The organism is Serratia liquefaciens (assembly GCF_027594825.1).
In the GTDB taxonomy this organism is placed as follows: Bacteria; Pseudomonadota; Gammaproteobacteria; order Enterobacterales; family Enterobacteriaceae; genus Serratia; species Serratia liquefaciens_A.
Map to the genome: position 1 here is coordinate 2147644 of NZ_CP088930.1, position 14560 is coordinate 2162203.

6 protein-coding genes are annotated in these 14560 nt (G+C 57.7%); 1 reads left to right on the forward strand and 5 read right to left on the reverse strand.

The genetic code is table 11. The features are described from left to right. Positions 1-15: 15 nt before the first annotated feature. The 5 genes from LQ945_RS09765 to LQ945_RS09785 all read right to left on the reverse strand — a co-directional run bounded on the left by LQ945_RS09765 (position 16) and on the right by LQ945_RS09785 (position 12831). Positions 16-582, reverse strand: coding sequence for a hypothetical protein (locus tag LQ945_RS09765; RefSeq protein ID WP_269934168.1), 567 nt, complete (start codon positions 580-582; stop codon positions 16-18). Positions 583-684: 102 nt separating this feature from the next. Continuing rightward, positions 685-957: a hypothetical protein gene (locus LQ945_RS09770; RefSeq protein WP_270102794.1), complete on the reverse strand. Its 273-nt coding sequence runs from the start codon at positions 955-957 to the stop codon at positions 685-687. Further along, positions 947-10564 carry a hemagglutinin repeat-containing protein gene (locus LQ945_RS09775; protein WP_270102795.1) on the reverse strand — a complete coding sequence of 3206 codons (9618 nt, stop codon included), beginning with the start codon at positions 10562-10564 and terminating at the stop codon, positions 947-949. Before LQ945_RS09775 ends, LQ945_RS09770 begins: the two co-directional genes overlap by 11 nt. 10 nt (positions 10565-10574) lie before the next feature. Beyond that, entirely contained in the window at positions 10575-11105 is a 531-nt protein-coding gene (locus LQ945_RS09780; RefSeq protein ID WP_182822507.1) for a toxin-activating lysine-acyltransferase, read from the reverse strand. A gap of 10 nt (positions 11106-11115) precedes the next feature. Beyond that, the gene (locus tag LQ945_RS09785) at positions 11116-12831 is read right to left on the reverse strand and encodes a ShlB/FhaC/HecB family hemolysin secretion/activation protein (protein WP_269934165.1); all 1716 of its coding nucleotides are present in this window, start codon (positions 12829-12831) and stop codon (positions 11116-11118) included. A gap of 581 nt (positions 12832-13412) precedes the next feature. On the opposite strand from LQ945_RS09785, the gene LQ945_RS09790 reads away from it, so the two are divergent. Next, positions 13413-14342, forward strand: a complete 930-nt coding sequence (locus tag LQ945_RS09790) for an aminoimidazole riboside kinase (RefSeq protein WP_044553467.1) — start codon at positions 13413-13415, stop codon at positions 14340-14342. Positions 14343-14560 lie beyond the last annotated feature (218 nt).

Below are 14560 nucleotides of genomic sequence, written 5' to 3' on the forward strand. Positions count from 1 at the left end.
GCGAGCTGCTTCGCGTCAATAGTAATTTCGTCCACCCAACAAGCCTGTTTTATAGCTGCACTCTTTATCTTCATTGCCCCAGGATTTTGGCGCATGGGTGCTACTGGTCAGGTCAACAATCCTTACACCAGAATTAACCGGGTAAATGTCATAATCGTGACCGACTTCAGGAATGAAACTGGATGAGCGCGTCTCTATTACTTGATTATATTGCGATCTAAAGGTTTCTTCTTTATAAGTAATCATAATATGCTGATTAGCTTTAATCTTATACTCTATGGCATCCCTCCCCTGCATCTCTGAAGATGGCGGCAGCATGCCCGGCAGTTTTTTGTTGTAGGTCGACTTGATACCGATGATATTAACACCAGCAGTTAAGCTCTTGGCATCTACAAGCTTGTAGCACTGCCCTGATTTCTCATAAACCTCAAAGGTTAACGGTGGCAGGTAGTTTTTCACTCTGATCCTGGAAAAATCCGTTCCAGTGTAGTCATCGACAGATTTTGTTAAGTTCACGGAACAGCCAGAAACAGCAGTGACTGATAAAAAAACGGCAAAAATTGCACCTAATTTTATTGCCATAATAATCACACTCCATTGTATGTAAGAATATGGATTTAAAAATATCTTAAGCATCCCTATCAAGGGGCATGCTCAGCCTTTTTCATTACGTCTATTTATTTATCAATCCTTTGGTGGTTCATTAGAGGATGATTTTTTATTAGCGTTATACTCATCTATCTTTGCAAAAATCCATGAACCAACACCGGCTGCAACACCAACGATACCACTAACCACCAAAGAGTCTTTAAAAGATTGCTGAGTAAAGCGCAGCTCACCAAACTTTAAAAAATTAATACCAACCTTCACTATCAAAATGAACAAAAGAAAACACACAAAGCAGTAAATAACGCTAATAAACAATATTTTCAATTTCACTTTAGGTTTATTTTCCATTTTTATCCCCCACCCCATTTATCGTGTTTTTCAATTCATTACTAATAACTTCGCCACCCATGGTGCCGAAGATATCGCTAACCATACCGGCTGATGGCCCTAATACAGGTTTAAGCACCGTCGGAGCATAAGTTCCGATGGCACCACCGAACGCTGAGCCAGCGACACTGCCCGATAGAGCACCAGGATCAGCTCCATCAGTAAAGATAGTTCCACCAATAGCAATACCGATATTCGCTGGGATACCTCTTCCAGGCGCTAATCCCCCCGTGACTGCCGCCGCCGTGGTGCTCCAATAATCATAAGTTTTGGATTCATTCCCTGGCTTATTCATGTCGTACCATTGATATGCAGCATTTGCTCCACCACTTAAGACTGAGCTGACGGCAACCTTACCGATCGATGCTGCTGGCCCAAGGTAAATCGCCCCCGCAATCATTGCGCCATCAGCGTAACCATTTACTATCACTTTAGCGATATCGGCTCCCTCAGGCATATCTCCCTTGGCGTAATGACTCATTGCAGCTTGAATTTCATCGAACGATTTTCCTTCGTTCATCATACTTGCTTGTAGAGTAGTCGCTCCTTGGCCATAACTCATCAACCCTGGTGGTAAAGTAATATTCTGGTCATTATTCTCAGAAGTATTCTTCCCGGATTGTCCACCAACGACCGCCCCCGCCGTATCACCGCTTGCCAGGCCGCCGGCCAAACCACCTGCAAGCGTAGCCAACGCGGAAACAGTCTGGCGCTGTTCTTCGCTCATTTTGCTGAAGTCACTGGTGCCGAACATCGCCTCGGCAATCGCTTTGGTGCCTAATGCAGCTGTCGCAGCGCCCGCAGCTCCCGCTGCGGCCGATTGGCCTTGCAGTTCAGCCAGTGCGCCAGCCACCACGGCATGTGCGATAATTCGGCTTTCCTCATTCGGTGCCAGACGATGAATCTGTTCAGCCAGATACGGCGCAGCCCCACCGGCAATCGCGGCTTGTAGATCGCCACCAGCTAACCCTTGCACTGCGGCAACCGCCGCCTGCATACCCTGTTGAACCTTACCGCCCGTACCATAGCCCGACTCGCTGAACGCCTGGTTATACGCCGTCTGGTAAATCTGCTCGTTGATATCCTTATCGGTGATGACCTTGCCAGGTTTTTCTTTCGCCAGCTTATCTGCCGCGGCCTTGCGATCGGCATCGGTAACGTTATTCATTTTCTCGTTGGCGGCTTTGGTTGCGGCGATCGCCCCCTCGGTCCGCGCAATGTCCATCGCCTGATTGCCGATCTCGCCGATCAGCTGCGCCTGCTGTAGCCGTTTCTGCTCTTTCTCTTTGTCGAAGATCGGGCTTAACGTCTGGTTGGCGTGCTCCACGTCGCGGCTCAGGTCGTTGACGTCCTGCGTTTGTTTGTCCCGATCGCGGATGATGATGGTGCCGTCGCTCACCGCCGCATGGGTGGTTGAGCTGTCGTGTCCGCTGTTGTTGGCCCCCACCAGCAGGCCGTTGGCCATGTTGCCGGCGAACTGGCTGCCGATGCTGCCGCCGGAGCTGATGCCTACGCTCTGGTGCTCCACTTCGAAATCAGCCTGATTGTGGATGTCCTTAAAGCCCAGCGTGCCGGTATCGAGCTTGTTTTTGTCGGCGGTGGCGGTGCTGCCGATCACCGCACCGTTAAGCTGGGTATGTTCGCCCACCGTCAGGTCAAAGCCGCCCTTGCCGGCGAAGATGCCCGTCTGCTCCTGCACGCTGTCGTAATTGCTGTGCATCTTGTCTTTGCTCAGGCTGATGCTGCCCGAACCGGTCATCGAACCGAAGGTGAAGCTGCCACCGGCGCTGGCGTTTTGCTGTTTGGAATCGTAACGATCGCTGTCCTGCTGGCTTTCCAGCAGCAGATTGCGGCCCACGTCGGCCTTGACCGATTCGCCGGTGACCTGTGCGCCGATCAGGTTGGTATCGCGCCCGCTGGTAATCTTGACCTGATTACCGGCGTTAACCGTGGTTTCGGTGTGGCTGGTGCCGTTGCCCTTCTCGTTACCCTTGCCCTTGTTGACGCTGGCGGAAACGCTCAGCCCAATACCGCCGGAACCGACACCGATACCCACGCCCAGCGTACCGCCCTGGCTCTCGTTTTTACCGTCCAGATACTGGGTGTTCTCGGCGGAAAGCAGGTTAACGTCGCGATTGGCATTCAGGGTGACGTCCTTGCCCGCCTGCAACTGGCTGCCCTGCACCAGGATGTCGCCGTCCTGGCCCTTCACGCCGTTGCCGCTGGCGGTAATGCTCAGGTTGTTGCCCGCCGTCAGGCTGCTGCCCTGCGCGGTGCTCTGCCCGCTGTTTTGAGTAGACGTGGAAGACTGGGTACCGTAGGAAATGCTGATCCCCACCATGTTGTTATTGGCCGGATCGGCGCCCTGCGCCTGCGCCAAACGCGCCGCCTGCACCGCCTGTACGCCGCTCAGCGCCGCCTTGGTTCCCTGTAATGCCGCCAGACGACTGTCGTCGGTGGATTTCGCCTGCTGCGAGGTTTCTACCGCAGTGTTCAGCGCACTGCCGACCGTGCCGGACAGTGCCAGCGTCAGGCCGGATTTCTTCTGTTCGACCTTGTGAGTCTGGCTGTTCTGATCCTGCGCCTGTGTCACCGACACATTCTTGCCGCTCAGCGCCATGTCCTTGCCGGCCACCAGTTCGGACCCGGTCACCGCCAGGTTATTACCGGCCCCCAGGGTGACGTTGCCGTTTACGCTGCCGACGGTGCTGCCCTGATTGGTCAGCCCCTGCGCGGTATCCGTGGTTTTCAGGCTTTCGGTGCCGTAGCTGATGCCGATGCCACCGCTGCTCATCAGGCCGGATTTTTTCTCCTGCTTGAGGTGCAGTTCACTGTTGCTTTCGGTCGCGCCGGTGATGCTAAGATCGTTCCCTGCCAGCAGTTTCACGTCCTGAGTCCCGGCCACGCTGCTGCCCTGAACCCGTAAATCGTTGCCCGCCAACACATTAATGCTGTCGCCGCTCAGGGTAGTGCCCTGTACGGTCTGGCGATCCAGGGTGTCGCGGGTGGTGGTAGTGGTTTTCGACATCAGGCCGTTACCGCCGGTCACCTTGTGTCGCTCGTCCAGATCGAGGGTGTTCTCGCCGCTGAGAATATTGATGTCATGGCCGGCATTGAGGTTCAGCGCATCGCCGGCCGAAACCGTTGCGGCATGGGCAGTGATATCGTTCCCGGCATTGAGGGTTACGGCCCCTTTGCCCACCACTTCGCTGCCGACCTGCTGGCTATTGCCCTGTTTCAGGCTGTTGTCGCCATTCCAGATCAGGTTGTCGCGGCTGGCCGTGGTCACCGTATTCAGGGTGAGATCGCGCCCGGCACTCAGCAGGGTTTGGCCATTCTCGCCGCTGTTAACTACCTGCGCCGCATCCAACTTGATGTCGCGACCGGCCTGCAGCATCAGCTTGCCGTCAGCTCCCTGCACGTACATGCCTGCCACGCTGTCGATGTTGGTGCGTTCGAAGCTGTTGGCACCGTTAACGCTCTGTGCCGTCCGGGTGGTGCTGATGGCGTTGATATCACGCCCGGCGCTGGCCAGCAGCGAGTTGTTGCCCTGGATCACTCCGCCGATATTGTTAATGTCGGTGCGGGCAGTCAGGCCAACGTCGGCCCCCTGAATGTGGCCCGCCACGTTGGTGATGTTGGCGGCACTCAGTTTCACCACTTCACGCCCGGCGATATGGCCGCTGTTGAACAGGCCTTCGCCCAGATTGAGATTGACGTTACGCCCGGCGATCAGCGCACCGGAGCCGTCAAGATCGCCCGGTTGCATACGGGCATACACTTGCGGCACCAGGACGTTTTGCTGGCTGCCGTCCGGCAAGGTGACTTTGGCGTTCACCAGCCAAACGATATCTTGGGTCAACAACCCCATCTGCTCGGCCGTCAGCGCCACGCCCACCTTCAGGTTATATTGCTGGCTGAAGGCCAACCCCTGATCCATCAGCGCCTTAAACTGCTCTTCGTCGTTGTTGTAACCGTCCAGATAGCGCTGGCCGGTCAGGTTGATCACCTGTTCGCGGATCAGCCGCTGCTCGTAGTAACCGTCGCCCAGGCGCTTCAATACGTTGTCCGGGTTATTGGTTGCCTTGGCGATCATGTAGTCCGAGCCCAACCAGGCTTTCTGGTTGGTGAAGCGCGGATCGGTCTCTACCAGATACTGGCCGCCCGGTGCCGGATTGGTCTTGAACAGGCTGTTGTCCGGCAAACGGGTGTCTGACCCGACAATGCGCACCACGCTGTCCGCCGCGTCGCCCTGCTGGTTATTGACCTTGTTGGCGACTTCGAACTGCTGGCCCGGCTGCAACGCTACGGCCTGGATCACCGGCAGCGCGCCGCTGCCAATGGTCTGCAGGCCGGCGGAAATATCACTGCCGCTGACCACCGCATTGACCCCACCGGCAGCGCCGATAGTGGCATTGGTGCCCTGCTGCGTCAGTGGGGCAATGGCGATCGGGTTACCTGCCACCTGCCCGTGGTCAATCAGTTGGCTCGGCTTCAGCGAAATGGTCTGAATGATGGTCGGCGGCGTATAGGCCGTGGCATTGTGCCCCTGCTTATCTTTACCCTTCTTCTTGATGCGGTAGTAACTGGTCACTTCGCCGACGTCGGTGGTCAGGCGCTGGCCCGGCACCGCCACGTTATCCACGCTGCCGGCATTAATCGCCAGCGTGCCGCCCGCGATCACCTGGCTCTTGTCGTTCAGCAGATGCCCGGCGTTGATCGCCATATCGCTACCCGCGATGATTTTGGCCGGATCGCTTTCCTTGACCTGGGTTTCCTGCACCGTACGGTTGTAGTCGTATTGCGTAAATCTGTCGTTGTTATGCCCCGTTTTCCCGGGGGTATTCAGGTTCAACAGCGAGTCTGATGAATTGCGGTCAACGAAGACGCCCGGTTCTCCGGCCATCCAGCGTACCGGATCGCCCGATTGCTGATACTCGGTGATTTTTCCGTTGGAAACAGTAACCAGTTCGGTAGTAAAGCGGTCGTTGACGTTGTTGATCTGTCCGGCCGAAATAGCCATGTTGCCCGCAGATTCAAGGGTCGAACTGTGATTATTGAGGATGCCGGCCTGGCCGGTGGTCAGGTGGTTGGCGTCAAGCTGGCCGCCAATCGCCATGTCCCCACCGCTGTAAATCAACCCATGATCGTAGTTATTCAGCGTTTGGGTGCCGATATCCACCCGTTCGCGCCCGGCCAGCGTGGCAGCGGTGCCGTTCTCCGCCAGGTTGTTAAAGGTGACGGTTTGCACGCCAATAGCATCGCCATAAATACGGCCGGTGCCAATGTTGGTCAGCGTATTGGCCTGGATCAACGTATGTTTGCCGTCAATCAGGCCATAGTTGGTCAAGGTGCCGTTGACCGTCAGCCAATCCTGCCCGGCGTTAATCTCGCCGCTGGCGGCATTGAACAGATTATTGGCGCGCAGATCGAGCTTGGCGCCCGCCAGCAGTTTGCCGCTGTTGGTCACATCGCCCGGCGTGGTGAAGTTGAAATTGCCGTTGGCAATCATCTCACCGCTGTTATTGATGCCCTGCGCGCTGACCAGGTTCATATCGCCCAGCGACAGCAATTGCCCGTCGCCGCCGACCGCTGCGGCGTTGATGTCCAGCAGCTTGCCCGCTTTAACGATACCGCCGGTGTTCAGCAGGTTAAGCGCCGCGCCCTGCAACTGCAGATTTTCGCTGGCGGCCAGTTGGCCAGCGCTGTTATCCAACTGACCGCCGTTGGTGATAGTCAGCTGTTGGTTAGCCAGAATGCTGCCGCCACGGTTGCTCAGCGAGCCGGTGTTCAGCGCCACGGCTTGGCCTTCCAGCCCTTTATTTTCCGCCTTGGTGTCGTCGTTGATGAACTGCAGAGCATTGAGCGTCACGGTGGCGCCGCTGCGGATCAGCCCCAGGGCGTTGTCGATAACCCCCTGCGCGCTGTCCAGCAACAGGTTGCCGACCGCCTGAATTTGTCCGTTGCGGTTATCCAGACCGGCGCTGGCGAGTTGAACCGCCTGTTCGCCAATAATCCGCCCGCCGTTACCGTTGTCCAATTTCAGCGCCGCCAGGGCAAAGTCGCCTTTGGCCCCCAGCGTTCCGCCCTGATTATTGACGTCGCCACTGCCGAGCTGCAATTTACCCAGGCTGTGCAGGGTACCATTCTGGTTATCCAGCCGCTGGCCGTGGGTATCGACATGCATATCCGCGCCCGACTGCACCAATCCACCCTGGTTATTCAGGCCGCCCGCGCCGGTGGTATTCAGCACCAATGCCTGCTGCGCCACCAGTTTGCCGCCACCGTTGAGCAGCGCCTCGGCATCGAGCTGCAAGCCTTTACCGGCAATCACCACGCCCTGGCCGTTATCGAACACGCCGGTCGTGAGGTTCATCGTCCCCTGGCTGGTGATGCCGCCCTTGTCACCGCTGTTGGCGTTGGTCAGCCGATCAACGGTCAGATCTAACCCCTCACCACTCTGGATCAGGCCGCCGTCGTTGTTATTGAGGCTATTGCCGTGCAGCTCCAGCGCCGTCTGTGCCGCCAATTGGCCGCCCTGGTTCTCCAGCAGGCCGAAGTTAATCTTCGCCGCATCGGCGCTGACCACCGTGCCCTGATTGTTCACCAGCTGATCGCTGTCCAACCGCAGTTTTTTACCTGCGCCAATCACCCCCAGATTGCTGTTATCCAGCAATTCTTTGGCATCCAGCGTCATATCCTGACCGGACTTGATCGCCCCGCCCTGGTTATTGAACGCCCTGGCGGTGGCCGACAGCTGCTTCTCTGAAGCCAGCGTGCCGCGGCGGTTATCCAGTTGCTCGCCATGCAGTTGCAGGTCGCCCGAACTGGCGATAAAGCCGGCCTGGTTATCCACGTCACCGCTGGCGATCGCCAGCTTGCCCAGGCTGCTGATACCGCCATTCTTGCCGCTATCACGGTTGCTCAACGCCTGTCCGTGGGTATCGATGCGCGCATCGCCGCCCGCCTGCAACAGTCCACCGTCGTTGGTCAGTGCCAGGCTGTCGATATTCAGCTTCTGCTTGCCGACCAGAGTGCCCTGGCTGTTATCAAGCTCGCCGGTGAACAGATCGGTCGTTCCGGCGCCCACCAGCATGCCCTGGCTGTTGTCCAGCGCACCGCTGTGGATCGTCAGCATCCCCTGGCTGAGGATGCCGCCGGTTTCACCGCTCAGGCGGTTGCTCAACGCCGCGCCCTGGGTGTCGATATTCATGTTGCCGGCGGATTGCAGCAGGCCGGCGTCATTGTTCAGCGCCCCGCTGTTCAGGCCCAGATCGCCGCTGGCGGCAATGACGCCCTGTTGGTTATTCAGCGCCCCTTTGCCCAGCGCCAGCGAAAGCGCGCCGCCCACCACCTGCCCGGCCTGATTCTCCAACCCGGCCCCGGTCAGTTGCAGAGCCTGTCTGGCCTCGATACGGCCGCCGCGGTTATCCAGCGCCTGTCGTGCCGTGATCTCAGCGTCGCCCGTCGCGGCGGAAACCAGCCCTTTGCGGTTATCCAACTTGTCCGTCCGCAGCTGAGTATGGCCACTGGCCGCCAGTTGACCCTGGCGGTTATCGATAGCGCCACTGACCTGCGCCTTCAGGCTGCCGTCCTGCGCAGCAATCACTTTGCCGCTCTGGTTGTTCAACCGCGCGGCGTTAAGTGCGACGTTGCCATTGGCCGCCAGTTGGCCGCCCTGGTTATCAATCCCCTCGCGGGTATTGAGGCGCATCTCACCCTTGCCGCTCTGCACCAGTTGACCGTTGCGGTTAGACAGGCTGCCGGCATCCAACGCGATCTGCTGCGCCGAAGTGGTGCCGCCGTCCAACACATAGTCGCCGCCCTGCATGCTAAGCTGGCCGTTGGACAGCAGCTTGCCGCCATCGCCCTGCAAGCGACCGGTATTCACCGCCAGCGCGCCTTTACCCGCATGGACGATTTGCCCGTCCTGGTTGTCGATCGAACCGGCTTCCAACGTCAAGTCATTGCCGTTGCTGGCAATACGGCCGCCGGCGTTATCCAGTTTGCCCTGCGGGTTCAACCGCAGGTTGTCTTCGCCAAGCTGGGTGATCTCCCCCTTGCGGTTGGATAAGTCATGCGCGTTGAGCGCCAGCTTATTCGCCGCCAGCTTGCCGCCGTCATTGTTGAACAGCTTGCCGCTGCTGGCGGTCAGCTGTTGCGTGGCTTCAACCTGCGCATTGGCCGTGGTCAAATCGCCGGCCCCGGCTTCCAGCGTGACCTGGGTAGCCGCGGTACGGCTGCCGCTGATGTCCACGCCCTGCCCATTGGCACGCAGGTTGCCTGCCGCCAGATTTTGGCCCTGTGCAGTCAGTTTGCCGCTGGTGGTTAGCGCCAGTTCGCCGCTGCCGCCAAGCCGACCATCCTGTTGCACACCGGCCGCCAGCGTACTGCCTTTGCTGCTGTTCAGACTGGCTGCCTGGACACGCACATTATTGCGGGCCGCAATAGAGCCGCTGTTTTGTACCTCACCGTCGCTGCTGACGTCGGCATGGCCCGCCGCGAACAGTGAGCCGCTGTTACTGACGCCGCCCTTCGAGGCCAGCTGCGTATCGCCGCCGCTGCTGATTTTACCGCTGTTTTCAATACGGCCATCGGCAGTGACTATCACGCTGCCGGCCTGCGCACCGATGTTACCGGCGTTACGTACCCCAACGCCGGTTTCGGTGCCGATCATGCGGATCTTACCGGCGTACATACCGCCCAGCTTAGCCACGTCCACCGCCAGCTGCGGGCGGGTGGAGGGATCGTCGCTTTGTTTGTCGATTTGTTGATGCGCGGCATCCACCTTGTTGCGCCCGGTGGTGACTTTGAGATCGTTCGCCCACAGTCCGGCATTGATCTTCGTCGAACGTGCAATGATTTCGGTGTAATCCTGGCGCGAACTGTCCATGCCGGCGCCTTCAACCACCACTTCGCCCCGCTCGACGTTAAAGCCGGTCAGGTTACCGTTGTTGATCTGCGCCTGACCGGTGGTCAGGGTGGCGCGGTTGGCGTTGATAAAGCCGCAACCGTTACAGGTAATGCCGGACGGGTTGGCGATCACCACCTGAGCACGCTGCCCGGCAACCTCGATATAACCGTTCAAACGGCTGGGATCGCGGGAGTTGACCTCGTTGAGGATCACCTTGGCTTCGCCTTTCGCCAGCCACGGGTTACCGTCGACCCAGCCGCCCTGCTGGGTTTGGGTCATTTTGTGGGAGTTGTTGAGGATCGCACCCTGTTTGTCGACGTCAAACTGGCTGTAGGTATTGCGAGAAACCCCACCGGCGCTTGGCGTCTGGATATTGACCTGTGGCGTACCGTTGGCGCTGTTGACGATGGTCGGCTGCTGGCCGCCCGGCGCATTGCCGTCGGCAATAATCGCCGCCTGCACCGGTTGGATAGCCCCCAGCGCCATCAGCAGGCTAAAGCTGACGGCGTTCATCTTGCCGATGCACTGGCTCAGGGTATGCCCCAGACCAGACGAGCGGGCCGCTCCGGCACGACCGGAGCGGGCGATATCCGCCACCACCATCAGCATGCCACGCGCTTTGTTGAAAACGATACGATACAGGTTCTTGTTCATGGCAATGTCCTTATTGGATTTCTGACGGCTCGACGGCTAACGGGTGGCTCGCCCACCATTGCTGCGCCTGCTGATGGCTAACCTGCGCGCCTTTAAAGTTCACCACGCGCTTTCCACGCTGCTCTCCGCGGTGATACAGCGCCCGCATACACAGGTGCGGGAAGATTTCCCGCGCGACCAGATTGCGCATTTCTCGCGTATGCCCGAAGGGCGCTATCCAGTCGCAGAACCACAGGCGATCGCCGCTGTTCCAGTCACTTTCCAGCATATTCACCGCAGGCTGCGTCAGATAACGCGCCTCGGCATCTTGATTCATCCACGCCCAGCTGAGGAAAAACACCGGCTGATTCCGATGCGACGCCAGCACATATTGCTGTCGCTTGATGATCGGCAGCAGCAGCGTCGGCAGGGTGTGCAACGGGGCATCGCGGTGCATCGGCGAATGCATCCACAGCCATACCGCCGCGCCAAAGGCTTCTGCCTCGCTGTCTTCACCGCCGAGGATCATCGGCGCCCTGATATCGTATTGGCCTATGCGCATGGTCGTGCCCTCAGTAGTTCCAGCTCAGGTTAAAGCCCAGGGTGACTGGGCTGGTGCTGAACCCCTCGGGTTTGGAGAAAGGCACGCCGGCGAACAGATCGTAACCGACCTTGAAGGCGTAGCCGCGCAGGCCCACTACGCCACCGGCCAGGTGCTGCCCAACCAGATAGTCGGAACCGTAGCCGCCCACTTCGCCGTAGTCGGCACCGAGATACAACTCTTGCCCCTGCAACGGCGTGCGCCAGGCCAGATCGTTACGGACGAACCAGCCGTGATTGGCGTTCAGGGTACGCTCGCCGTCAAAGCCGCGCACCGTCCAACGGTTGCCGATAGCGAACTGATCCTGCGGCGTCAGCGGCGTATCGCTGATCTGACGCTGGTATTGCACGTTGTAGCGGAAGTTCTGGCTGAACAGGCTGAATGGCACGTCGAGCTGGGCGTTAAGCTGCACAATTTTGCTGAGCGCCGTCGCCTCGCCAAAGGTCTCTTCCGGCGCAGGCAATGCGCCGAACCAACGGGTACCGCGCTGATAGCTGACACCCGCGTCCAGCGTGGCTTGTTGAATGTAATGGCGGTGCTGCAGCCCCAGGCGCCAGCCCGAGGTGCGTCGGCGCTGCACTTCCACTTCGGTATCGTTGATGTAGTTGCTGGACTCGCGCGCCAGCACGTCATAGGTCAGCGTGGTTTTCTGGCTGCCGTTACGGTGCAGTACGCGGCTGAGTTGGAAATCCAGGTTCTTGCTCTTGCCGCTGTAGCGGTAATCCTGATTCTGGCCGGCAATGGTCTGGTGGTAGTCATAGCTGTTGGCGGTGACCCCGGCCATCCAGTAACCGAACGGCACCGAATAGTGCCCGGTGATGTTCTTCGATCCCTTGCCGCCCTGGTTTTGCAGATCGCTAGAGCCGGAGATATAGAACAGATCGCTGAGCGAAAACGGGTTATCCAGCGACAGCGTCAAACCGCCCTGATAACGCCCGGTGCTCTTGGTGCCGGAATCATCCAGCGAGGCGCCAATACGCCACATGCGTTCCTGCTTCCAGCTCAGGGCAATGTCGCTTTCGCCGGGCTGTTCGCCGGGGATGATTTCCATATTGGCCTGCACCGTCGGCAAGCGCTGCAGGTTTTCCAGCCCCTGTTCAATATCACGCAGATCCAGCAGGTTGCCCGCATGGGCCGGGAAGCTGCTGTAAGGCTGAATGTAATGGCCGCTGTCCGGCGTCAGTTTCACCTGCCGCACGTAGCCTGGTACCACCACCAATCGCAGTTGGCCGCTTTTCAGATCCTGCGTCGGCGCCAATACGCGGGTGGTGATATAACCGTGATCCACCAGCCGGTTTTGCAGGGTGCTCATCAGCAGGTTAATGCCCTGCCCGCCCAGGCAACGGCCCTGCGCCTGATTGGCGATGCGCTGCAACGGCAGCCAATGGGGGAGCTTGTCCTGGCCGCTCAACACGACCTGATCAATTGGGAAACAAGGTTTTTCTGCTGGGAAAGCAATGCGACCAAAGCTGGACGAAGGTGGCGACAGGCGCACATCAGGCGTCGGGGGGGTCAGCTGTTGCTCCAGCGCCTTTTGCCGCTGCTGCTGTATGATCAGCTGTTCGCTGTTTGATGTTGCCGCCAGCAGCGGTTGGCTGAATATAAATAGCGGCAAGACAACGGAGCCAAATGGAATACAGCCCTTGCGCACAGCAAGGCTGAGCGAAGAGTAAGCGGAGTGGCGCATTACTTTTTCCCTGTCGAAAGACAAATAAAAGATAAGAATTGTAAAAAAGCGCAAACATTATGCGCACGAATAGCTCACGATCAACTTAATTTTGGTCGGTAATGGGCGCTGGGTAACAAAATGCTTAATAAGAATGATCTGCGACGCTAATGCCACCGCTGTAATCCCAAGTCAAAAACAACACTCAACCAATTGTTTTAAATCATTATATTTATTATTTTATTTTGATTGTCATTCATATTCATGAATAATTGCATCTAAACAATGCAATTATTCATCACCGAGTGATTAATGCCAAACAGGCCATGGTCTTTAGGAAACTTCCTATTTCCAATACGGTTGAGCGCTTTATTAGTTTTCGCCAGAAATCAAATTCGCGATTAATTGCCATGCTGATTTTTAATTATATTTGTCAATGCGTTACTTATTCACAATCGATATAACTTATTCCGCCATCAGGTCATAGCCACCTCGCAGCCTGCTGCCCTTTCGCGTTGCGCGACAGATTCTTTCATTGCAATGCTAAACCGGTTCTTCTATTTTAGCTCGCCATCTGACATGGGTGAAAACAGGGGTAGAACATGGTTAATCGCGTATGGGTTCTGGGTGACGCAGTCGTCGACCTGGTTCCAGAAAATTCAAACAGTTACCTAAAGTGTCCCGGTGGTGCGCCCGCCAATGTGGCGGTCGGCATTGCCCGCTTGGGCGGCGACAGCGCCTTTATCGGCCGGGTCGGCCAGGACAGTTTTGGTCTCTTTCTGCAACAGGTGCTCAGCGAAGAGCAGGTGGACATTCGCCATATGTTGCTGGACGCCGATCACCACACCTCCACCGTGGTGGTGGATCTGGATTTGTCGGGCGAACGCTCCTTCACCTTCATGGTCAACCCCAGCGCCGATCTGTTCCTGCAGCCTGGCGATCTGCCTGATTTCAAAGCCGATGAGTGGCTGCACGTCTGCTCTATCGCCCTGTCGCAAGAGCCCAGCCGCAGCACCACGTTCACCGCCATGGAGAACATCAAGGCGGCCGGCGGTTGGGTCAGCTTCGACCCGAACATTCGTGAAGAAGTCTGGCGTCAACCGGATGCGCTGCGCACCTGCCTGCAAAAAGCCCTGCTGCTGGCGGACGTGGTGAAAATATCGCGGGAGGAGCTGAGTTTTATCAGCAATATCGGTGAGTTAGAGAGCGCCATTGACTGGATGATGCAACGCTACCCGCTGCGTTTGTTGCTGGTGACGCTGGGCGGCGACGGCGTATGCGTGCATGACGGCAAGCAGATCCGGCATTTTCGTGCCCCTGCGATCACCCCGATCGACACCACCGGCGCAGGTGACGCTTTTGTCGCAGGCCTGTTGGCGGCGCTGGCGCAGATCGGCGCCTTGCCGCAGGAGGAACAATGGCCGGCGGTGATCGCTCAGGCCCAGGCCTGTGGCGCATTGGCGACCACCGCCAAAGGTGCAATGACCGCCCTGCCGCACGCTGACGAACTGCGGGCTTTCCTCCGCCGCTGAGCCGTTCTCAGCCCATCGGGCCCCGAAAAACTCGAGCTTAAGCGGGCGAAATTGGGGCCGACTTCACTGTTTGTTGCTCAGGCACAATTTGCGGACTCGATCACAATAGCTGAATCGGGTTAGCAAACTTGATTGCCAGTCGCTCTTCAACTCACTATCTTTCATCCTGAAAAACCGGTTTAGCAATTTAGCAAAAAATAATAACAACCTTCCCGGAT

Excerpts from the sequence above, each read along its gene's own strand:
- LQ945_RS09775 (WP_270102795.1), bottom strand. The coding sequence starts at position 10,564 with ATGAACAAGAACCTGTATCGTATCGTTTTCAACAAAGCGCGTGGCATG.
- LQ945_RS09765 (WP_269934168.1), bottom strand. The coding sequence starts at position 582 with ATGGCAATAAAATTAGGTGCAATTTTTGCCGTTTTTTTATCAGTCACT.
- LQ945_RS09785 (WP_269934165.1), bottom strand. The coding sequence starts at position 12,831 with ATGCGCCACTCCGCTTACTCTTCGCTCAGCCTTGCTGTGCGCAAGGGC.
- LQ945_RS09780 (WP_182822507.1), bottom strand. The coding sequence starts at position 11,105 with ATGCGCATAGGCCAATACGATATCAGGGCGCCGATGATCCTCGGCGGT.
- LQ945_RS09770 (WP_270102794.1), bottom strand. The coding sequence starts at position 957 with ATGGAAAATAAACCTAAAGTGAAATTGAAAATATTGTTTATTAGCGTT.
- LQ945_RS09790 (WP_044553467.1), top strand. The coding sequence starts at position 13,413 with ATGGTTAATCGCGTATGGGTTCTGGGTGACGCAGTCGTCGACCTGGTT.